This window comes from Burkholderia sp. NRF60-BP8, assembly GCF_001522585.2.
Lineage (GTDB): Bacteria > Pseudomonadota > Gammaproteobacteria > Burkholderiales > Burkholderiaceae > Burkholderia.
The window spans coordinates 447624-468950 of record NZ_CP013373.1; the positions used below are offsets into that span (position 1 = coordinate 447624).

The following is a 21327-nucleotide window of genomic DNA, read 5'->3' on the forward strand; positions in this document are numbered from 1 at the left end:
TTCACGATGTCGAACAAGACCCACGAAATCCGTCCGGAGCAGTCCGTCGAACTGCTGAAGGAACTGCACATCCTCACCCGCGACGGGAAGCTGAACCAGGACAGCCGCCGCAAGCTGAAGCAGGTGTATCACCTGTTCCAGTTCATCGAGCCGCTGCTCGCCGGCGTGCAGGCCGACAAAGGCGACGTGACGCTCGTCGATCATGGCGCGGGCAAGTCGTATCTCGGCTTCATCCTGTACGACCTGTTCTTCAAGCAGCAGCCGGGGCACGGCACGCCGGCGTTCGCGTCGCACGTGTACGGCATCGAGACGCGCGAGGAGCTCGTCACGCGCTCGACCGAGCTCGCCGCGCGGCTCGGCTTCGGCGGCATGTCGTTCCTGAACCTGTCGGTCGCCGATTCGATCACGTCGCCGCAACTGCCCGAAACCGTCGATGTCGTCACCGCGCTGCACGCATGCGACACGGCGACCGACGACGCGATCCGCTTCGCGCTCGCGAAGCGCGCGCAGCACATCGTGCTGGTGCCGTGCTGCCAGGCGGAAGTCGCGGGCGTGCTGCGCAAGAACAAGGGCAAGTCGCTCGCGAATGCGCTGACCGAGGTGTGGCGGCATCCGCTGCATACGCGCGAATTCGGCAGCCAGATCACCAACGTGCTGCGCTGCCTGCAGCTCGAAGCGCACGGCTACCAGGTCAGCGTGACCGAGCTGGTCGGCTGGGAGCATTCGATGAAGAACGAGCTGATCATCGCGCAGTACAAGAACCTGCCGCGCCGCAAGCCCGGCGAGCGGCTGACCGAGATCCTCGGGATGTTCGGGCTCGCCGAACTCAACGAGCGCTTCTTCGTCGCGCAAGCCGCCGCGGCGGGCGGCGGCGCCGTCGAGCCGGCCGAAGGCTGACGTGCGGCCGCGCGGGCATCGCGCCCGCGCCGCCTGGCGTTGTACGCCGCGTCACACGTCGTCGCCCGGCCGGCGCATCCATTCGCGCCAGCCTTCGTGGCCGAGGCGGCGTAGCGTTTCCTGATTCTTTTCGTAGATCGCGGACGCGTCCGGGAACGCGTCGACCGCGCGCGCGATGCTGTCCTCGCGCAGCAGGTGCAGGATCGGATAGGGCGCGCGGTTCGTGTAGTTCTCGATGTCGTCGGGTTCGGCGCCTTCGAACTGGTATTGCGGATGGAAGCTCGCGATCTGCAGCACGCCGTCGAGCCGCAATTGCCGCACGAGCCGCTCGGCAAAGAACAGCGCATCGTTGTAGTCGACGAAATCGGCGAACGCATGCGGGTAGATCACGAGCGTCGTATCGACCTGCCGCGGGTCCGCCGCTTCCAGCGCGCGCAGCTCGGTTTCGAGTTCGGCGAGCGCGTCTTCCAGCGTCGTCGCTTCGCTGATCGCGTAGCGCACCTGTTCCTTCACGTAGACGCTTTTCGCGAACGGGCACAGGTTGAGCCCGATCACCGCGCGCGCGAGCCAGTGCCGCGTGGCGGCGAGGATGTCGTCGTGCGAGTCGGGGCGGGTGTCGGTCATCGTGATGCCAGTCGGGCGAAAGGGCGAAGAGGGCCGCATTGTAGCGGGCGCGCCGGGGACGAACGCGCGCCGGCCGTCACGCGCAGGCGGCGTCGATCAACTGCGTGACGAGCGCGGGCGCAATGCCGATCGGCGTTTCGCCGTGCCGGTAGGTCTGGCTCGCCGCGTAGATGCCTTCGATCACCAGCGCGAGCGCATCGGCCAGCGCCTTCGGCTGTCGCGCGCCGGCGCCTTCGCAAAGCGCGACGAGCCGTTTCATCAGCTGTTCCTTGTTCTGCGCGACGCGTTCGCGCGCCGGGTGCGACGCATCCGGGAACTCGGCGGCGACGTTGACGAACGGGCAGCCGCGATAGTCCTTTTGCGTCGCCCGCTCGGCGAGATCGACGAAGTACTGGATCAACTGCGCCTTCGGCTGCCCCGGATGCTTCGCGACGCTCGTGTCGAGCCGCTCGAAGAAGCACGCGTCCATCCGCTCCAGATACGCGAGGATCAACTCGTCCTTCGACGAAAACTGGCGGTACAGGCTCATCTTGTTGACGCCCGCGCGCTCCACCACCGCCTCGACGCCGACCGTGCGCACGCCTTCCTTGTAAAACAGCTCCTCGGCGGCGCGCAGCAGGTGCTCCTGCGCGGTCGCGCCGTCGATCGGCCGGCGCGTGCGCCGCGCCAGCGGCTTGGCGGCCTCGATGTCCGACATGATGACCCTCGACTTCGTGATGAATTGCTTGACATGTTACCGACTGGTAACTACGATCGCAACACACTTGTGACCGACCGGTAACAATGCCGGCCGGATCGACGGGAAAATTGCCACGCATCGGCCCGGGTCAGCCGATGCAGCGTGCGGCGGAGGTGGCCTGGTTGGGGCGGAGCCGGTGCGGCGACACCGGAACCGCCAACTGGAGAACATGAAGATGAACTGGGCAGTGACACGAATCGGCGGGCGCTTCCATTACGGATGGCTCGCGGCGGCGGTGGTATTCCTGATCCTGCTGGCGGCGGCCGGCACGCGCGCGACGCCGAGCGTGCTGATGGTGCCGCTCGAGCGCGAGCTCGGCTGGAGCCGCGGAGCGATTTCGCTGGCGATTTCGGTGAACATCGCGCTGTACGGCCTGACGGGCCCGTTCGCGGCCGCCGCGATGCAGCGCTTCGGGCTGCGCCCGACGATCCTCACCGCGCTCGTGACGATGAGCGCGGGCGTCGCGCTGTCGTCGATGATGACGCAGAGCTGGCAGATGGTGCTGATCTGGGGGCTGATGGTCGGTTGCTCGACCGGCGTCGTCGCGCTGACGCTGTCCGCGACCTTCGTCACGCGCTGGTTCCATGCGCGGCGCGGCCTCGTGATGGGGATCCTGACCGCGAGCACGGCCACCGGCCAGCTCGTGTTCCTGCCGATGCTCGCGGCGATCGCGCAGCGCCACGGCTGGCGGCCGGTCGTGCTGGTCGTCGCGGTGGCGGCCGCGATCGTGATTCCGCTCGTCGCGTTCCTGCTGCCCGAGCGGCCGGCCGACGTGCAGTTGCGCCCGTACGGCGAGCCGGCCGATGCGCCGCCCGCGCCCGATGCGACGAAGGAGAACCCGCTCGCGGTCGCGTTCCGCACGCTGCTGACGGCGAGCCGCTCGCGCGACTTCTGGCTGCTGTTCTTCAGCTTCTTCATCTGCGGCGCGAGCACCAACGGCTATGTCGGCACGCACCTGATCGCGATGTGCAGCGACTACGGGATGACCGAAGTGCAGGGCGCGTCGCTGCTCGCGGCGATGGGCGTGTTCGACCTGTTCGGCACGACGCTGTCGGGGTGGCTGTCCGACCGTTACGACAACCGCGTGCTGCTGTTCTGGTATTACGGGCTGCGCGGGCTGTCGCTGATCTACCTGCCGCATGCGTTCGGGATCGATTTCTTCGGGCTACCGCTGTTCGCGATGTTCTACGGGCTCGACTGGATCGCGACCGTGCCGCCCACCGTGCGGCTCGCGACCGACGTGTTCGGCAAGGCCGCGGCGCCCGTCGTGTTCGGCTGGATCGTCGCCGGCCACCAGCTCGGCGCGGCATTCGCGGCGCTCGGCGCGGGGCTGTTGCGCGCGAGCCTCGGCACTTATACGATCGCGTCGATGATCTCGGGCGCGTTGTGCATCGTCGGCGCGCTGATCGTGCTGCGGATCAACCGCGGTCCGTCGCGCGCGGCCGCGCAGGCAGCCTGATCGCGGCGGCCCGGCCGGCCGCACCCGCTGCGGCCGGCCATTTTACGCACGGATATTTGCATAGCGCGGCAGCATCGGGCGCGCTGTCGCTCAAGCAGGTATGCTTGCGGTTCGCCGGGCGTTCGCGCCCCTTCATCGATATCAGCGAGGAACCGCATGTCCGTCAAACCTGCTCCCACCACTGTTTCGATTCACGATCTGATCGCGGGCCGCTGGAGCCCGCGCGCGTATTCGGATGAACCCGTCAGCGCCGGCGATCTCCACGCGGTGCTCGAAGCGGCGCGCTGGGCGCCGTCCGCGTACAACGCGCAACCGTGGCGTTTCATCGTATTCGATCGCACCCAGGACGAAGACGCGTTCAAGCGTGCGTTTGCGACGCTGGTGCCGTTCAACCAGGGCTGGAATGCACCGGCGCCGGTGTTGATCGCGGTCACCGCGCACACGTTGACGCCGAAGGGCGAGCCGGCGCCGACCGCGCTGTACGACGCCGGCGCCGCCGCGATGTCGCTGGTGCTGCAGGCGCACGCGCTCGGCCTCGCCGCGCACCAGATGAGCGGGTTCGACGCGAAGGCGTTCCGCGACGCGTTCGCAATTCCGGCGGACGTCGCGATCGTGTCGATCATCTCGCTCGGCCACTACGGCAACGTCGACAAGCTCGATCCCGTGCTGCGCGATCGCGAGAAGGCGCCGCGCACGCGCCATGCGATCGGCGAAGTGGTCTACGCGGGCGCGTGGAAGAAGAGCTTCGACACGGCGGCCTGATCCTGCAGGCGAGCAGGCGGCGTCGCGCATCCTGCCCGCGCATGTTCCCGGCGCGCCACGCCGCGCGTCGGCCGCCGCCGGTGCCCGTTGCGCGGCCCCGGTGGCCGGCCCGGTTGTGATCGTGCGGGCTTCATGTTAAAAAGCCCGTCCTTTCCGTTTTCGCGCCGGCCTGCTGCGGCAACTTCCCATGACTTACTGCGCGATCGATTTCGGCACGTCCAATTCCGCCGTGGCGCTGCCCGACGGCGACGGCATGCGCCTCGCGCCCGTCGAGGGCGACCATCTGACGCTGCCCACCGCAATCTTCTTCAACAACGACGAAGAGACGGTCGAGTACGGCCGGGCGGCGCTGGCCTCCTATATCGACGGTTTCGACGGCCGGCTGATGCGCTCGATGAAGAGCATTCTCGGCTCGCCGCTCGCGGAAACGACGACCGATCTGGGCGACGGCAGTGCGATCGCGTACACCGAAATCATCGCGCGTTTCCTGACGCACCTGAAGCGCAAGGCCGAAGCACGCGCGGGCGCGCCAATCGGCCGCGCGGTGCTCGGCCGGCCGGTGTTCTTCGTCGACGACGATCCGCGCGCCGACCGCCTCGCCCAGGCTCAGCTCGAGGCGGCCGCGCAATCGGTCGGCTTCGCGGACGTGCACTTCCAGTACGAACCGATCGCTGCCGCGTTCGACTACGAATCGCGCCAGCCCGCCGAGCGTCTGGTGCTCGTCGCCGACATCGGCGGCGGCACGTCCGACTTCTCGCTGGTGCGCGTCGGCCCGCAGCGGATGGCGCGGCTCGAGCGCAAGGACGACGTGCTCGCGCACCACGGCGTGCACGTCGCGGGCACCGACTACGACCGGCGTGTCGAGCTGGCGGCGATCCTGCCCGCCTTCGGCTACCGTTCGCTCGATCCGGAAGGGCGCGAACTGCCGAACAAGATCTACTTCGATCTCGCGACTTGGCACCTGATCAATACCGTCTACACGCCGAAGCGGATCGGCGAGCTGAAGCTGATGAAGCACCTGTACCAGGATCCGCGGCAGTACGACCGGCTCACGAGCGTGGTCGAGCAGCGGCTCGGGCATGCGCTGATGGCGCGCGCGGAAGAAGCGAAGATCGGCGTTGCGGCGGGCGGGGAGACGATGATCGACCTGAACGACGTGGAAGAAGACCTGCTGATCGCGTTCGACGCGGATCGCCTCGTCGACGCGAGCCGGGACGATACCGCGCGCATCGTCGATGCCGCGCGCGAGACGGTGCGGCTTGCGGGCGTTGCGCCGCGCGATGTCGGCGCGCTGTATTTCACCGGCGGTTCGACGGGGCTCGCATTCCTGTCGGGCGCGCTCGCCGGCGCGTTCCCGGATGCGCAGCCGGTGTTCGGCGATCGCCTCGCGAGTGTCGCGACGGGTCTCGGTATTCACGCGCAGCGACTGTTCGGCTGAGTGGAGGGCGGTTACCGGTCGCCATGCAGGATGACCGGCGCCCAAAAACAAAAAGCCCCGCCGAAGCGGGGCTTTTTTACACGAATGATCGCGCCAGCTTAGACCGGACGGATGTTCGCAGCTTGCAGACCCTTCGGGCCCGTCTTCACTTCGAATTCAACCTTCTGGTTTTCTTGCAGCGTCTTGAAGCCTTCGACGCGGATTTCCGAGAAGTGCGCGAACAGATCGTCGCCGCCGCCTTCCGGGGTGATGAAGCCGAAGCCCTTTGCGTCATTGAACCACTTGACGGTACCGGTTGCCATGTTACTTGTTCCTAAAAAAATAAAACGGGGCCGAAGCCCATGGTGTGCGGAAAATCAAGGAAGGGGTAATAGGACCAACCGGAGTACCGTTGATGGGCGAACTACGAAAGAACCAATTCACTCGCCACTTGAAATCCTGCGAAGTCCTTTATACGGCTAATCGGTCTGACGGTCAACCGTATTCCCATGCTCTCAGGGTTATTGCGGAGATCAGGTTTACAAAGCTTGCAAGCGATGCGAATTTTTTGTAGGGGCCGATCGATTTTGGCGCCACGTTCGAGGTGCAACCGTTAAACTACGCGCCGCGTGGACGGGTTGCCCCGATCGGGTGACCCTCCCCCCAAGAATGCGTGCGCGGTGCGGTCCGAGCCGATCCCGGACCGCCGGCCGACCATGCTTTTTGAGACACAGGAGAGGATGTGAAGAGTTCTATTCAACGGAACATCGGCCCGTTTGCATTGATGCTGACGGGGCTGGGTTCGATTATCGGCTCGGGCTGGCTGTTCGGTGCCTGGAAGGCCGCGAAGATCGCCGGTCCGGCGGCGATCTGCGCCTGGATCATCGGCGCCGTCGTGATTCTCGCGATTGCGCTGACGTATGCGGAACTGGGCGCGATGTTCCCCGAGTCGGGCGGCATGGTGCGCTACGCGCGCTACTCGCACGGTTCGCTGGTGGGCTTCATCAGCGCATGGGCCAACTGGATCGCGATCGTCTCCGTGATCCCGATCGAGGCCGAAGCGTCGATCCAGTACATGAGCACGTGGCCGTATCCGTGGGCGCATGCACTGTTCGTGAACGGCGAATTGCAGACACTCGGCCTGCTGCTGTCGGCCGTGCTGGTCGTCGTCTACTTCATGCTGAACTACTGGGGCGTCAAGGCCTTCGCGCGGGCGAACACTGCGATCACGATCTTCAAGTTCCTGATCCCCGGCCTGACGATCCTCGGCCTGATGCTGACGAGCTTCCACGCGGAAAACCTCGGCACCGCGTCGAGTACGAGCTTCGCGCCGTACGGCTGGTCGGCCGTGCTGACCGCGGTCGCGACGAGCGGCATCGTGTTTGCGTTCAACGGCTTCCAGAGCCCGGTGAATCTGGCGGGCGAAGCGCGCAATCCGGCGCGCAGCGTGCCGTTCGCGGTGATCACGTCGATCCTGCTCGCGCTCGTGATCTACGTGCTGCTGCAAATGGCGTATATCGGTTCGGTGAACCCGGCCGACGTCGCGAAGGGGTGGGCGCACTTCAACTTCTCGTCGCCGTTCGCGGAACTCGCGATCGCGCTGAACCTGAACTGGCTCGCGATCCTGCTGTACGTCGACGCGTTCATCAGCCCGAGCGGCACCGGTACGACCTACATGGCGACGACCACCCGCATGATCTACGCGATGGAGCGCAACAACACGATGCCGAAGATGTTCGGCAACGTGCACCCGATCTACGGCGTGCCGCGCCAGGCGATGTGGTTCAACCTGCTCGTGTCGTTCGTTTTCCTGTTCTTCTTCCGCGGCTGGAGCTCGCTCGCGGCGGTGATCTCGGTCGCGACGGTGATCTCGTATCTGACCGGCCCGATCAGCCTGATGGCGCTGCGCCGTTCGGCGACCGACATCGAGCGTCCGCTGTCGATTCCGCTGATGAAGCTGATCGCACCGTTCGCGTTCGTGTGCGCGTCGCTGATCCTGTACTGGGCAAAGTGGCCGCTGACGGGCGAAATCATCCTGCTGATGATCGTCGCGCTGCCGGTGTATTTCTACTTCCAGGCGAAGGCGGGCTGGACCGGCTGGGGCGCCGACCTGAAGGCGGCATGGTGGCTGGTCGCGTACCTGCCGACGATGGCCGTGCTGTCGCTGATCGGCAGCAAGGAATTCGGCGGTCACGACCTGCTGCCGTACGGCTGGGACATGGTGGTCGTCGCGGCGATCTCGCTGGTGTTCTACTTCTGGGGCGTGAATACCGGTTACCGGACCCAGTATCTCGACGAGCGCGAGTCGCACGACGAGATCCTCGAAGGGGTCGGTGTCTGACGGCCCACCTGTCGCCGGATTCGGCGGCGGCAGGATGCAGCGATAAAAAGAAGCCCGCCCGAGCGATGCCCGGGCGGGCTTTTTGCTGGCTCGGCCGCTGCGCCGCGGCTCAGGCGCCGGCGCTCGCGAACACGTAGTTCGTCATCGCGAGCACGCGCTGGTAGGTGCCGAGCGACTGGATGCCGAGCCGGTAGTCGTCGTCCGCCGCGCCGAGCGCCGCGAAGACCGGCAGCAGATGCTCGTCGGTCGGATGCATCAGCGCCGCGTGCGGCGCCTGCCGACGGTAGTCGAGCAGCGCGTCGACGTCGCGCGCGGCAAGCTTCGCCTCGAACCAGTCCGTGAATTCCGCGACGCGCGGATCCGCGTCCTCGGGCGCCGCGCCGAAATCGGCGGCGCGCAGGTTGTGCGTGATCTGGCCCGAGCCGATCACCATCACGCCGTCGTCGCGCAGCGGCCGCAGCGCACGGCCGAGCGCGAAGTGATGCGCGGCGTCCGCGCGCGGCTGGATCGACAGTTGCGCGACCGGCACGTCGGCTTCCGGAAACATCAGCAGCATCGGCACCCACGCGCCGTGATCGAGGCCGTGTTCGGTCGTCGCGGTCGCGATGCCGGCCGCGTTCAGCAGCGCGGCCGCGCGCTCGGCGACGTCGGGTGCGCCCGGCGCCGGATAGCGGATGTCGTACAGCGCCTGCGGGAAACCGTAGAAGTCGTGAATCGTGTCCGGATGCGCGGCGACGCTCGCGACCGGCCGTTGCGTGCCCCAGTGCGCGGACAGCATCAGCACCGCGCGCGGGCGCGGCAGTTCGGCGCCGAGGTGCGTGAATGCGCCGGACGGCAGCGCCGGGTCGATCGGCAGCGTCGGGGCGCCGTGGGACAGGTACAGCGAAGGCAAGCGGTTCATGGTGGTGACCTGCAGAAGGATTTGCCTGTGACTATAGGCGTGTACCGTGCATTGATAAATCGGCGAACGGGAATTTGATTGACGCTTGTTCGTTGATAATCGCGGCGGCGCCGATCAGTCGAATGCGGATTCGCACCGAAAGCGGGAAATCGCCGGAATTGCCGCGAAGATCGATGGAGATGCGCGCAAAAGCGGCGTGGTTACTGCGCGTGCCGGATGCCCGCCCACGGCGTCGTGAGCGGCGCGCTGAGCGCGAAGAGGTCGAGGACGCGCGTGACGGTCTGGTCGACGAGTTCCTCGATCGTCTTCGGCATCGCATAAAACGCCGGCAACGGCGGAAAGACGATGCCGCCCATTTCGGTGACGGCGGTCATGTTGCGCAGATGCGCAAGGTTGAACGGCGTTTCGCGCACCATCAACACGAGACGGCGGCGTTCCTTCAGCGTGACGTCGGCCGCGCGCGTGATCAGGTTGTCGGACAGCCCGTGCGCGACACTCGCGAGCGTCTTCATCGAGCAGGGTGCGATCACCATGCCGTCGGTCGCGAACGAACCCGACGCGATCGTCGCGCCGACGTCGCGCACCGAATGCACGACGTCCGCACGGCTTTCGACATCGGCCTTCGGCAGCTTCAGTTCATGCTGGATGTTGAGCCAGCCGGCGTTCGAAATCAGCAGGTGCGTTTCGACGCCGCCAGCGGCGCGCAGCAGGTCGAGCAGCCGCACACCGTAAATCGCGCCGGTGGCGCCGGTGATCGCGACGATCAGCCGGCGTGGCGGCGCGCTGGGAGATGCCATCGAAAGGGGGACGGGTGCCGCGTATCAAGCGGCGGCGAACAGTTGCTGCAGTTCGCCCGACTGGTACATCTCCATCATGATGTCCGAGCCGCCGATGAATTCGCCCTTCACGTAGAGCTGCGGGATGGTCGGCCAGTTCGAGAATGCCTTGATGCCCTGGCGGATTTCGTCGTCCTCGAGCACGTTGACCGTCTTGAACTGGTCGACGCCGCAGGCCTTCAGCACCTGCACGGCGCGGCCCGAGAAGCCGCACATCGGGAATTGCGCGTTGCCCTTCATGAAGAGCACGACCTGGTTTTCGTCGACGATTTGCTTGATACGTTGTTGGGTGTCCATGACTGACCTTGCGTTTGCGGGGCGTTAGATCGAAATGATAGCGGATTTCAACCGGGCGGGCCGGGCGTCAGCCCGGCAGGCGGCCGCCGGTCGTGCGTTCGATGGCGGCGAGATCGGCGCGCGATTCGACCGCGACGAAGCCGTGCGACGCCAGTATCGCGCGGACGGCTTCGGCCTGATCGTAGCCGTGCTCGATCCACAGCGTGCCGCCCGGTTTCAGATAGGCGCCGGCGCCCGCGACGATCGTGCGGATCGCGCTGAGACCGTCGGCATCGTCGGTGAGCGCGCCGCGCGGCTCGAAACGCAGGTCGCCTTGTCCGAGGTGCGGATCGTGCTGCGCGATGTACGGCGGGTTGCTGACGATCGTATCGAACGCGAGCGCGGGATCGAGCGCCGCGTACCAGTCGCTCTGCAGCCAGTGCAGCGGGCCGCCGGGGCGCGGCGTGCCGAGCAGTTTGTCGGCATTGCGTTGCGCGACCGCGAGCGCGTCCGGCGACCGGTCGAGCGCCCACACGCGCGCATCGGGACGCTCGGCCGCGATCGACACGGCGATCGCGCCGCTGCCGGTGCCGAGATCGAGCACGGCGGCGTGCGGCAGCCCGTCGATCGCATCGAGCGCGGCTTCGACGAGCAGCTCGGTTTCGGGGCGCGGGATCAGCACGTCGGGCGTCACCTCGAACGGGCGGCCGAAGAACTCGCGCATCCCCACCAGTTGCGCGACGGGCTCGCCGGCGATGCGCCGCGCTTCGAGCGCGCGGTAGCGTTCGACCGCGGCGGCGTCGAGCGGCGCGTCGCCGCGCGTGATCAGTTGCGTGCGGGTCCAGCCGAGCGCGTGCGCGAGCAGCACGCGTGCATCGACGGGGTCGAGCGGCGAGGCGCGCAGCAGCGCGTCGGCGGTGGTGTCGGACATCGCGGCCTCAGTCGGCGTCGCCGAGCGATGCGAGCAGCTCGGCCTGGTGCTCGGTGACGAGCGCGCCGATCAGTTCGTCGAGATCGCCGTCCATGATCGCCTCGAGCCGGTACAGCGTCAGGTTGATCCGGTGATCGGTCATCCGGCCCTGCGGGAAGTTGTACGTACGGATCCGCTCCGAGCGGTCGCCGGAGCCGATCAGGCTCTTGCGCGTCGCCGCTTCCTTCGCATGCTGCTCGTGATACTGCTTGTCCTTGATGCGCGCGGCGAGCACCTTCAGCGCGCGATCCTTGTTCTTGTGCTGCGAGCGGTCGTCCTGGCATTCGACGACGATCCCGGTCGGCAGGTGCGTGACGCGCACCGCCGAATCGGTCTTGTTGATGTGCTGGCCGCCGGCGCCGGACGCGCGGAACGTGTCGATGCGCAGGTCGGCCGGATTGATCTCGACCTCGCCGATCTCGTCGGCTTCCGGCATCACGGCGACCGTGCACGCGGACGTATGGATGCGCCCTTGCGTCTCGGTGGCCGGCACGCGCTGCACGCGATGGCCGCCCGATTCGAACTTCAGGCGCGAATACGCGCCCTGGCCCGCGATCCGCACGATCACTTCCTTGTAGCCGCCGAGATCCGACGCGCTTTCCGACATCATTTCGACCTGCCAGCGCTGGCGTTCCGCGAAGCGCAGATACATGCGCAGCAGGTCGCCCGCGAACAGCGCAGATTCGTCGCCGCCCGTGCCCGCACGGATTTCGAGGAAGATGTTGCGGTCGTCGTTCGGGTCCTTCGGCAGCAGCATCTTCTGCAGCTCGGTCTCGAGGCGCGCCATGTCCTCGCGCGCGCGGCGGATTTCGTCTTCCGCGAAATCGCGCATCGACGGATCGGCGAGCAGTTCCTGCGCGGCCGTCTCGTCGCTGCGCGACTGGCGCCATAACGCGTATTGCTCGACGACCGGGCCGAGTTCCGCATGTTCGCGTGTCAGCTTGCGGTACTGGTCGAGGTCGGCCGTGACGTTTTCGCGGCTCAGCAGATCGTTCAGTTCGGCCAGCCGTGTGGAAAGCTGGTCGAGCTTGCGTTGCATGCTCGTCTTCATGGTGTGGAGCGGCGCTCCCGGGCAAAGGGGTATTCGGAAAGGATAGACCGGCGGCAGAACCACGACCGGCCGGCGGCAGGGCGAGCGGCGCTAGTGGCCGGACGGGTCGTTCGAGCGGGGCGCGTGCTGGTAGAAGCCGCGCATCAGGTCGATCAGCGAATCGCGATCGGCGCCGTTGACGCGGTTGAGCGCGCTCGTCGGGCCGTGGATCAGCTTGTTGGTCAGCGCTTGCGACAGCGCTTCGAGCACGGCCGCCGGATCGTCGCCGCGCGCGAGCAGCTTCTGCGCCTTCTCGACTTCGGCCCGGCGCAGCGCGTCGGCCTGCGTATGCATGTGACGGATCACCGGCACGACGCTGCGCGTGTCGAGCCATTGCATGAAATTCTGCACGCGCGTCTCGATGATCGCCTCGGCCTGGGCGACCGCGGCCTGACGCGATGCATTGCCTTCGCGCACGATCGCGCCGAGATCGTCGACGGTGTAGAGGAACACGTCCTTCAGCTTGCCGACTTCGGGCTCGATGTCGCGCGGCACCGCGAGGTCGACCATGAAGATCGGACGGTGGCGGCGCGCCTTCACCGCGCGCTCGACCGCGCCGAGGCCGATGATCGGCAGCGTCGATGCGGTGCACGACACGATGATGTCGAATTCGTGCATGCGGGTGGGCAGATCGGCCAGCGGCATCGCGCGGCCGTTGAAGCGTTCGGCGAGCCGCTGGCCGCGTTCGGCCGTACGGTTCGCGACGACGAGCTCGCGCGGGCCTTGCGCGGCGAAGTGCGTCGCGCACAGCTCGATCATCTCGCCGGCGCCGATGAACAACACGCGCTGATCCGACACCTTTTCGAAGATCCGCTGCGCGAGGCGAACCGCGGCGGCGGCCATCGACACCGACTGCGTGCCGATTTCGGTCGTGCCGCGCACTTCCTTCGCGACCGCGAACGTGCGCTGGAACAACTGATTCAGATAGGTGCCGAGCGCGCCGGCTTCCGTCGCGGTGCGAACGGCATCCTTCATCTGGCCCAGAATCTGGGTTTCGCCGAGCACCATCGAATCGAGGCCGGAGGCGACGCGGAACGCGTGCCGGACCGCTTCGGACTGCGGCAGCGCATAGACGTGCGGCGCGAGCTCGTCGACCGGAATCCGGTGATACTCCGACAACCAGCGGATCGCGCCTTCGCGGGCCGCGCGATCGTCGGTCGCGCAATACAGTTCGGTGCGGTTGCAGGTGGAGAGGATCGCCGCTTCGGGCGTATTGGGCGCCTGCGGGCCGAGAAACACGTTCTTGAACGTAACGAGAGCCGGCTTGATCTGCTCGAGCGGAAACGCCACGCGTTCGCGCAGGGCGACAGGCGCAGTGTGGTGATTGATTCCGATCGTGAGGAGTTGCATATCGAGGGCTATCGTTTAGCCCCATATTATAGCGTTTCGGCGATTTCCTCACTCGCCGCATACCGGGCATCGGCGTGGCGCGGCCGCGAATTTGGGGGCTCGATCGGTACGCGGTCGAGCCGATAGCCGAAGCCGTAGAGCGGCAACAGCTGGTAGCCGCGCTCCGGAAGCAACTGCAATTTGCTGCGCAGCCGGGACGCGTGCGTGTCGAGCGTGCGCGACTTCATGTCGCGGCGGCGTGCCCATACCGTTTCCAGGATGTGCGCGCGCGACACGGGCCGCGACAGGTTCGTGAACAGCAATTGTGCGAAACGGAACTCTTTCGGCGTGAGTGAAACGATTGCGTCGCCGAAACGCACGAGGCAATGCGTGGCGTCGAACGCGTATTCGCCATACATTTCGCGCGAGCGGGTGGGCGCCCGCCGTACGCCGGCGCGCCGGCTCAGTGCATTGACGCGCGCGAGCAGTTCGGGCCCGCTCACCGGGCGCACGAGGCAATCGTCGGCGCCGGCGTGCAGGCACGACACGATTTCGCTTTCGCGCGCCGACTGCATCACCGCGATGGCCGGCAACCCGGGCAGGACCGCCTGCGCGCGCGGGATGACTTCCTGCGCCGGCTGGTCGCCGGCCCAGTGGCCGGTGACCAGCATGTCGCAGGTGTTGTCGGCAGCGAGCCACTGGAAGAATGCGGTGCTGGACGAAAACGCATGGCACACGTGACCGCCCGCGAAGAGCAGGCGGTTCAGGAGTGCGGTATGGCGCGATTCCGGATCGATCAGAGCGATTCGCATGAGGATTTCTTCAATACGGCAGCCGGTGTGCGCTTGCCATAACGTCGAGTCGGCCCCTACACTCGAATGTTCGCGGCGCCCGGCTGGTCTCGGGTTCGATGGATGAATCGATGCTAGCCGCTGGCAGCGTTCACGCCTATGGGACGAATCTGAATTTATAGAAGGCGTTGAATGAACTGGTTTGGAATCCTTGTCCTGGGAGCGGCCGTCGGGCTGTTCGGCCGCTGGCTGCATCCGCTGCGGCGCACGGGCCGGCCGGCGTGGTGGATCGCGGTGCTCGTCGGCATCGTGGGCGCGGCCGCCGCCCGCATGGTCGGCAATCTCTCGGGACTGTTTTACGATGGCGAGACGCTCGAATGGCCGGTCTGCACCGGCGTCGCGTTCCTCGCCGTAGCCGTGACGGTCGCGCTGTCGGCCCGTCGCTGAATGCTCTCAGGTGAAATCATGAATGCCCGTCTCCCCGAAGTCTCGCCGGTGCCGGCCCGTCTCGCGCTGCTGCGCGACGCCATGGCCCGCGAGAATCTGGCCGCCTATCTCGTGCCGTCCGCCGACCCCCACTTGTCCGAATACCTGCCCGAGCGCTGGCAGGCGCGCCGCTGGCTGTCCGGCTTCACGGGCTCGGTCGGCACGCTGGTCGTGACCGCGGATTTCGCGGGGCTGTGGGTCGACAGCCGCTATTGGGTGCAGGCCGATGCCGAACTGGCGGGCACGGGCGTGCAGTTGATGAAGATGACGGGCGGGCAGCAGAGCGCACCGCACGTCGACTGGCTCGCGCGGAACGTGGCGGCCGGCGCGACGGTCGGGGTCGACGGCGCCGTGCTCGGCGTCGCGGCCGCGCGCGGGTTGACGGCCGCGCTGAGTGCGCGCGGCATCGCGCTGCGTACCGACGTCGACCTGCTCGACGCGATCTGGCCCGAGCGGCCGGGGCTGCCCGGCCACGCGGTATTCGAGCACGTCGCGCCGCTGGCCGACACGACGCGCGCGAGCAAGCTCGCCGACGTGCGCCGCGCGATGCACGCGCAGGGCGCGCAATGGCACTTCGTGTCGACGCTCGACGATCTCGCGTGGCTGTTCAACCTGCGCGGCGCCGACGTCAACTTCAATCCGGTGTTCGTTGCGCACGCAATGATCGGCACCGATCGCGCGACGCTGTTCGTCGCCGACGGCAAGGTGCCGCCGGCGCTGGCCGCGTCGCTCGCGCAGGACGGCGTCGACGTCCGCGCCTACGACGCCGCGCGTGCGTCGCTTGCGGCGCTGCCCGACGGCGCGACGCTGCTGATCGACCCGCGCCGCGTGACGTTCGGCACGCTCGAGGCCGTGCCGGCCGGCGTGAAGCTCGTCGAGGCCGTGAATCCGTCGACGTTCGCGAAGTCGCGCAAGACGTCCGCCGAGATCGAGCACGTACGCGTGACGATGGAGCATGACGGCGCCGCGCTCGCGGAGTTCTTCGCGTGGTTCGAACAGGCCGTCAATCGCGAGACGATCACCGAGCTGACGATCGAGGAACAGCTCACGGCCGCGCGCGCCCGCCGCCCCGGCTACGTGTCGGCGAGCTTCGCGACGATCGCCGGCTTCAACGCGAACGGCGCGATGCCGCACTACCACGCGACGCGCGAGTCGCACGCGACGATCGCCGGCGACGGGCTGCTGCTGATCGATTCGGGCGGCCAGTACATGACGGGCACGACCGACATCACGCGCGTCGTGCCGGTCGGCACCGTCAGCGACCTGCAGCGGCGCGATTTCACGATCGTGCTGAAATCGATGATGGCGCTGTCGCGCGCCCGCTTCCCGCGCGGCATTCGCTCGCCGATGCTCGACGCGATCGCGCGTGCGCCGATGTGGGCGGCCGGGCTCGACTACGGCCACGGCACCGGGCATGGCGTCGGGTACTTCCTGAACGTGCACGAAGGTCCGCAGGTCATCTCGCACTACGCGCCGGCCGAGCCGTACACGGCGATGGAAGAGGGCATGATCACGTCGATCGAGCCGGGCGTGTACCGTCCGGGCCAGTGGGGCGTCCGGATCGAGAACCTGGTCGTGAACCGTGCGGCCGGGCAGACGGAATTCGGCGATTTCCTCGCGTTCGAGACGTTGACGCTGTGCCCGATCGACACGCGCTGCGTGCTGATCGAGATGCTGCACGATGAAGAGCGCGCGTGGCTGAACACGTATCACGCGACGGTGCGCGAGCGCGTCGGCCGGCACCTGAGCGGCGACGCGAAGGCGTGGCTCGATGCGCGCACGCAGCCGATCTGACGCAACGCGCGGTAATGGCCGGAGGGCGGCCGGATAGCGGCCGCACGACGGCGGAACAATCACAGCGAGGGCAAGTCATGGCGGACACTGCGGTGATCGTGATCGACATGCAGCGCGGGCTGGTGGAGCGGGCGCAGCCCGCATACCGGCTCGACGACGTGGTGTCGGGCATCAACCGGCTGACGGCGGCAGCGCGCGCGGCGAACGCGCCGGTGTGCTTCGTGCAGCACGACGGCGATGCGGACGACGACATCGTGCCCGGCACGCCGGGCTGGGAACTGCATGCGGGGCTGGTCGTCGGTCGCGACGACTGGCGCGTGCGCAAGCAGGCGAGCGACGCGTTCCACGACACGCCGCTCGCGGCGCAGCTCGATCGCCACGGCATCCGCTCGGTGCTGATCTGCGGCTATGCGACCGAGTTCTGCGTCGATTCGGCCGCGCGCCGTGCCGCGCTGCTCGGCTACCGGACCACCGTCGTGTCCGATCTGCATACGACGAACGAGCGCGCCCACCTGTCGGCGGCGCAGATCGTCGCGCATCATCACTTCGTCTGGAACAACAATTCGCTGTCGGGTAACGCGGTGACGCCGCGTCCGCTCGCAGACGTGCTCGCCACGGAGTTCGCATGACGATCAAGGCCGTGGTGTTCGACTTCGGCGGCGTGCTGATCGACTGGAGCCCCGAGTACCTTTACCGCGAACTGATTCCCGACGCCGCCGAGCGCCGCTGGTTCCTCACGCACGTGTGCGCGATGGACTGGGTGGTCCGTCAGGACGGCGGGCAGACGATCGAGGAAGGTACGGCCGAACTCGTCGCGAAGTTTCCGGAGCACGAAGCGCTGATCCGCGCGTTCTACGCGCGCTGGCACGAGATGATCGGCGGCGTGCTCGAAGAGGGCGCGGCCCTCGTCGACCGGCTGGACGCGCAGGGGATGCCGCTGTTCGGGCTGACGAACTGGTCCGCGCAGACGTTTCCGTATGCATGGGACAACTTCCCGGTGTTGCGCCGGTTCAAGGACATCGTCGTGTCGGGCCGCGTGAAGCTCGTGAAACCCGATCCGGCGATCTACCGCGAGATGCATGCGCGGATCGATCCGCACCTGCCCGGCATCGCGCCGCACGAGCTCGTGTTCATCGACGACAACGCGAAGAACGCCGCGGCTGCGACGGCGCTCGGCTGGCACGGCATTCATCATACGAGCGCGGCGGCGACCGAGGCGCGGCTGCGCGAGCTGGGCGCGCTCGCTTAAGCGGCGGGGCGGACGTCGGGCGAAAAAAAGCGAGCCAAGGGCTCGCTTTTTCGTTGGGCCGTTCCGGAAACGGCCGCTTTCGGCATCCGGCGCCGTGCGATCGCGGCGCCGGATGCCCGGGCCGTGCCGGTCAGCGGCTGATCGGCTTGTAGCGCAGGCGCTTCGGCTTCGCGGCTTCCTCGCCGAGGCGCGCACGCTTGTCGGCTTCGTACTCCTGGTAGTTGCCGTCGAAGAACGTGACCTGCGAATCGCCTTCGAACGCGAGGATGTGCGTCGCGATTCGGTCGAGGAACCAGCGATCGTGCGAGATCACCATCACCGAGCCCGCGAATTCGAGCAGCGCGTCTTCCAGCGCACGCAGCGTCTCGACGTCGAGGTCGTTCGACGGTTCGTCCAGCAGCAGCACGTTGCCGCCCGAGATCAGCGTCTTCGCGAGGTGCAGGCGGCCGCGTTCGCCGCCGGACAGGTTGCCGACGATCTTCTGTTGGTCGCCGCCCTTGAAGTTGAAGCGGCCGATGTACGCGCGCGACGGCGTTTCGTACTTGCCGACCGTCAGCACGTCGGCGCCGCCCGAGATTTCCTCGAACACGGTCTTCGAACCGTCGAGCGCGTCGCGGCTCTGGTCGACGTACGCGAGCTTCACCGTCGGGCCCATCACGACTTCGCCCGAATCCGGCTGTTCCTTGCCGGTCAGCATCTTGAACAGCGTCGACTTGCCGGCGCCGTTCGGGCCGATGATGCCGACGATCGCGCCGGCCGGGATCTTGAAGCTCAGGTTGTCGATCAGCAGGCGGTCGCCGAACGACTTGCTGACGTTCTTGAACTCGATCACTTCGTTGCCGAGGCGCTCGCCGGCCGGAATGAAGATTTCCTGCGTTTCGTTGCGCTTCTGGTATTCCTGGCTGCTCAGCTCCTCGAAGCGCGCGATACGCGCCTTCGACTTCGCCTGGCGGCCCTTCGGATTCTGGCGCACCCACTCCAGTTCCTTCTTGATCGCCTTCTGGCGCGCGGATTCCGACGCTTCTTCCTGCTTCAGGCGCTCTTCCTTCTGGTCGAGCCAGCTGCTGTAGTTGCCCTTCCACGGAATGCCGTGGCCGCGGTCGAGTTCGAGAATCCACTCGGCCGCGTTGTCGAGGAAGTATCGATCGTGCGTGACGGCGACGACGGTGCCCGGGAAGCGCACCAGGAACTGCTCGAGCCAGTCGACCGATTCGGCGTCGAGGTGGTTGGTCGGCTCGTCGAGCAGCAGCATGTCGGGTTTTTCGAGCAGCAGCTTGCACAGTGCGACGCGGCGCTTTTCGCCGCCCGACAGGTGCTCGATCTTCGCGTCCCATGCCGGCAGGCGCAGCGCGTCGGCGGCCACTTCGAGCTGCTGCTCGGGGCTGCCGCCGTCGCTCGACGCGAGGATCGCCTCGTATTTCGCCTGCTCGGCCGCGAGCGCGTCGAAGTCGGCGTCCGGCTCGGCATACGCCGCGTAGATTTCTTCCAGCTTCTTGTTCGCCTGGAACAGGTCGCCGAGGCCTTCCTCGACGGCTTCGCGCACGGTCTTCGTCGGATCGAGTTGCGGCTCCTGCGGCAGGTAGCCGATGTTCAGGTTCGGCATCGGCGTCGCTTCGCCTTCGATGTCCTTGTCGATGCCCGCCATGATGCGGATCAGCGTCGACTTGCCCGAGCCGTTCAGGCCGAGCACGCCGATCTTCGCGCCGGGAAAGAACGACAGCGAGATGTCCTTCAGGATCTGGCGCTTGGGCGGCACGATCTTGCCGACCCGGTTCATCGTGAAAACGTATTGGGCCATTTCGGTGTGAAAGTCAGAAGTGGTTGAGACGACCGCGCAGCGCGCGGGCGGGGCGGCGTCGGGAGATTCGGTACGGAGCGTGCCGCGCGGGGCGCGGCGGTGCGAGCGCGTATTGTACTGCGCCGCCGGCTGCCGCTGGCGCGGTGCAGGCCATTCGGCCGACCCGCGCTCACAGCCATGCGGCGACGCCCCCGTGCCCCGAGCAGGTGCCGCGCCGGTGCCGGCTGAAGCTATACGTGCCGTCGCGGCAACGCGCGCTCGCGCCGTCCGGCACGCGGCCCGATTTCGAATGCGCGGGCGCATGCACGGTTTCGCCGTCGCGGTTGCGATACGTGTCGTGACGGTCGAGATCGGCTTCGTTGCCGTAGCCGGGCGGCGCGCGATACGCGTGCGCGGAAGCGGGCAACGCGGCGCCCGCGACGAAGAGCGCGGCGGACAGGGTCGCGGACAGGGCCGCGGCATGGGTCGCGCGATGGAGCAGGGTACGCATGGTCTCTCTCGTTATGTTCGTTGTTGTCGTTGTCGTCGTTGTCGTCGTTGTCGTCGATGCCGGGCCGGTGGCCCGCGCCGCATGTTAGCGGATCCGCGCCGTGTACCCGCGCGACGCTACGCCGCGCCGGACATCGACGCCGCGCCGTCGGCCCGCGCGGCGTCGAGAATCCACCGCCGGAACGCGGCAACCTTCGGCCGTTCCGCGTGATGCGGCGGATAGACGAGGTAGTACGCGAAATCGTCGAGCCACGCGGCGTCGGCAAGCTGCACGAGCCGGCCGCTCGCCAGCTCGCCGCGCACCATCGCGGCCGGCAGCAGCCCGGCGCCCTGGCCGGCGACGATCGCCTGCAGCAGCAGGCCCGAGTCGTCGAACGCAGGGCCGCGCGGCGGGCCGAAATCGTCGATCCGCTGCGCGCCGAACCAGATGTGCCAGCCCTTGCGTTCGGCGTCGTGCAGTTGCGGCCAGCCGACGAGCTCGGCCGGCGTCGCCGGCATGCCGAGCCGCGCGACGAGGTCGGGCGACGCGAGCGCGACGATTTCGACCGTCAGCAGCCGTTCGCTGCACAGCCCGACGTAGCGCCCGAGACCGTGGCGGATCGCGACGTCGACGCCGTCGCGCGAGAAATCCGCGAGCGCATGGCTCGTGACGACCTGCAGGTCGACGTCGGGGCTGGCTTGGCGGAACTGCGCGAGGCGCGGGACGAGCCACGCGGACGCGAAGAACGGCGTGACGCTCACCGTCAGCACGCCGCTGTCGGCGGCGCCCGACACGCGCTGCGACGCGTCGGCGATCTGCCGGAACGCGTTGCGCACCGGCGGCAGGTAGTCGCGGCCGGCGGCCGTCAGCAGGATGCCGCGGTTCACGCGCTCGAACAGTTGCACGCCGAGGTGGGTCTCGAGCGTGCGGATCATCTGGCTCACCGCGCCGGGCGTGACCGACAGCTCCTCGGCCGCCGACTTCACCGACAGGTGGCGGGCGGCGGCTTCGAAGGCGCGCAACGCGTTGAGTGGCGGCAGGCGGGAACGATTCATTCAGTTTTTCTAAAGCGAAAGGCCGACGAAATATGGTTTGAGGC

Annotated in this window: 22 protein-coding genes; 9 read left to right on the forward strand and 13 right to left on the reverse strand. The window is 67.4% G+C overall.

The window, feature by feature from the left end; translation table 11 throughout:
* The first annotated feature begins 6 nt into the window (after positions 1-6).
* The gene (locus WS54_RS15210) at positions 7-897 is read left to right on the forward strand and encodes a class I SAM-dependent methyltransferase (RefSeq protein ID WP_059780324.1); all 891 of its coding nucleotides are present in this window, start codon (positions 7-9) and stop codon (positions 895-897) included.
* 51 nt (positions 898-948) lie between these two features.
* Here WS54_RS15210 and WS54_RS15215 read toward each other — a convergent pair whose 3' ends face one another.
* Positions 949-1521, reverse strand: a complete 573-nt coding sequence (locus tag WS54_RS15215) for a DUF1415 domain-containing protein (RefSeq protein WP_034209813.1) — start codon at positions 1519-1521, stop codon at positions 949-951.
* Positions 1522-1597: 76 nt separating this feature from the next.
* The gene (locus tag WS54_RS15220) at positions 1598-2218 is read right to left on the reverse strand and encodes a TetR/AcrR family transcriptional regulator (protein WP_059780281.1); all 621 of its coding nucleotides are present in this window, start codon (positions 2216-2218) and stop codon (positions 1598-1600) included.
* A gap of 217 nt (positions 2219-2435) precedes the next feature.
* Here WS54_RS15220 and WS54_RS15225 point away from each other — a divergent pair, with 217 nt between their 5' ends.
* The 3 genes from WS54_RS15225 (at position 2436) to WS54_RS15235 (ending at position 5919) form a co-directional block, all read left to right on the forward strand.
* Complete coding sequence (locus WS54_RS15225; protein WP_059780323.1) at positions 2436-3719, forward strand: MFS transporter; 1284 nt, start codon at positions 2436-2438, stop codon at positions 3717-3719.
* Positions 3720-3875: 156 nt separating this feature from the next.
* A complete protein-coding gene (locus tag WS54_RS15230; RefSeq protein ID WP_034209815.1) occupies positions 3876-4481 on the forward strand; it encodes a nitroreductase family protein in 606 nt (201 codons plus the stop codon).
* Positions 4482-4668: 187 nt separating this feature from the next.
* Positions 4669-5919 carry an Hsp70 family protein gene (locus WS54_RS15235; protein ID WP_034209816.1) on the forward strand — a complete coding sequence of 417 codons (1251 nt, stop codon included), beginning with the start codon at positions 4669-4671 and terminating at the stop codon, positions 5917-5919.
* 98 nt (positions 5920-6017) lie between these two features.
* Here the strand turns inward: WS54_RS15235 and WS54_RS15240 are convergent, their stop codons facing one another.
* A complete protein-coding gene (locus WS54_RS15240; protein ID WP_006477070.1) occupies positions 6018-6221 on the reverse strand; it encodes a cold-shock protein in 204 nt (67 codons plus the stop codon).
* 419 nt (positions 6222-6640) lie between these two features.
* Here WS54_RS15240 and WS54_RS15245 point away from each other — a divergent pair, with 419 nt between their 5' ends.
* Positions 6641-8239 (forward strand): APC family permease, encoded by a 1599-nt coding sequence (locus WS54_RS15245; RefSeq protein ID WP_034209817.1) that lies wholly within the window; start codon positions 6641-6643, stop codon positions 8237-8239.
* Between the two features lie 109 nt (positions 8240-8348).
* Here WS54_RS15245 and WS54_RS15250 read toward each other — a convergent pair whose 3' ends face one another.
* From WS54_RS15250 to WS54_RS15280, 7 genes are all read right to left on the reverse strand, one after another.
* Entirely contained in the window at positions 8349-9140 is a 792-nt protein-coding gene (locus WS54_RS15250) for a DODA-type extradiol aromatic ring-opening family dioxygenase (protein ID WP_034209818.1), read from the reverse strand.
* 200 nt (positions 9141-9340) lie between these two features.
* Positions 9341-9937, reverse strand: coding sequence for a UbiX family flavin prenyltransferase (locus WS54_RS15255; RefSeq protein ID WP_034183704.1), 597 nt, complete (start codon positions 9935-9937; stop codon positions 9341-9343).
* Between the two features lie 24 nt (positions 9938-9961).
* Positions 9962-10273: a Grx4 family monothiol glutaredoxin gene (gene grxD, locus WS54_RS15260; RefSeq protein ID WP_006477066.1), complete on the reverse strand. Its 312-nt coding sequence runs from the start codon at positions 10271-10273 to the stop codon at positions 9962-9964.
* A 67-nt stretch (positions 10274-10340) separates the two neighbouring features.
* On the reverse strand, positions 10341-11183 hold the full coding sequence (gene prmC / locus WS54_RS15265) for a peptide chain release factor N(5)-glutamine methyltransferase (protein ID WP_034209819.1): 843 nt from the start codon (positions 11181-11183) through the stop codon (positions 10341-10343).
* 7 nt (positions 11184-11190) lie between these two features.
* Positions 11191-12273 carry a peptide chain release factor 1 gene (gene prfA, locus WS54_RS15270; protein WP_034209820.1) on the reverse strand — a complete coding sequence of 361 codons (1083 nt, stop codon included), beginning with the start codon at positions 12271-12273 and terminating at the stop codon, positions 11191-11193.
* A 90-nt stretch (positions 12274-12363) separates the two neighbouring features.
* Positions 12364-13662 (reverse strand): glutamyl-tRNA reductase, encoded by a 1299-nt coding sequence (gene hemA / locus WS54_RS15275; RefSeq protein WP_034209821.1) that lies wholly within the window; start codon positions 13660-13662, stop codon positions 12364-12366.
* A gap of 26 nt (positions 13663-13688) precedes the next feature.
* A complete protein-coding gene (locus tag WS54_RS15280) occupies positions 13689-14453 on the reverse strand; it encodes a response regulator transcription factor (RefSeq protein WP_034209822.1) in 765 nt (254 codons plus the stop codon).
* Positions 14454-14624: 171 nt separating this feature from the next.
* Between WS54_RS15280 and WS54_RS15285 the strand changes: the two genes are divergently transcribed.
* The 4 genes from WS54_RS15285 (at position 14625) to WS54_RS15300 (ending at position 17961) form a co-directional block, all read left to right on the forward strand.
* Complete coding sequence (locus tag WS54_RS15285; RefSeq protein WP_034209823.1) at positions 14625-14879, forward strand: hypothetical protein; 255 nt, start codon at positions 14625-14627, stop codon at positions 14877-14879.
* A gap of 18 nt (positions 14880-14897) precedes the next feature.
* Entirely contained in the window at positions 14898-16712 is a 1815-nt protein-coding gene (locus WS54_RS15290; RefSeq protein ID WP_059780280.1) for an aminopeptidase P family protein, read from the forward strand.
* A gap of 77 nt (positions 16713-16789) precedes the next feature.
* Complete coding sequence (locus tag WS54_RS15295; RefSeq protein WP_034209825.1) at positions 16790-17341, forward strand: cysteine hydrolase family protein; 552 nt, start codon at positions 16790-16792, stop codon at positions 17339-17341.
* A complete protein-coding gene (locus tag WS54_RS15300; RefSeq protein ID WP_034209826.1) occupies positions 17338-17961 on the forward strand; it encodes an HAD family hydrolase in 624 nt (207 codons plus the stop codon). Before WS54_RS15295 ends, WS54_RS15300 begins: the two co-directional genes overlap by 4 nt.
* Before the next feature lie 130 nt (positions 17962-18091).
* Here the strand turns inward: WS54_RS15300 and ettA are convergent, their stop codons facing one another.
* The 3 genes from ettA to gcvA form a co-directional block, all read right to left on the reverse strand.
* Positions 18092-19759, reverse strand: coding sequence for an energy-dependent translational throttle protein EttA (gene ettA, locus WS54_RS15305; protein WP_059499686.1), 1668 nt, complete (start codon positions 19757-19759; stop codon positions 18092-18094).
* Positions 19760-19928: 169 nt separating this feature from the next.
* Positions 19929-20249, reverse strand: coding sequence for a DUF3761 domain-containing protein (locus WS54_RS15310; protein WP_034209828.1), 321 nt, complete (start codon positions 20247-20249; stop codon positions 19929-19931).
* A gap of 116 nt (positions 20250-20365) precedes the next feature.
* Positions 20366-21283 carry a transcriptional regulator GcvA gene (gene gcvA, locus WS54_RS15315; protein WP_059780279.1) on the reverse strand — a complete coding sequence of 306 codons (918 nt, stop codon included), beginning with the start codon at positions 21281-21283 and terminating at the stop codon, positions 20366-20368.
* Between the last annotated feature and the right edge of the window lie 44 nt (positions 21284-21327).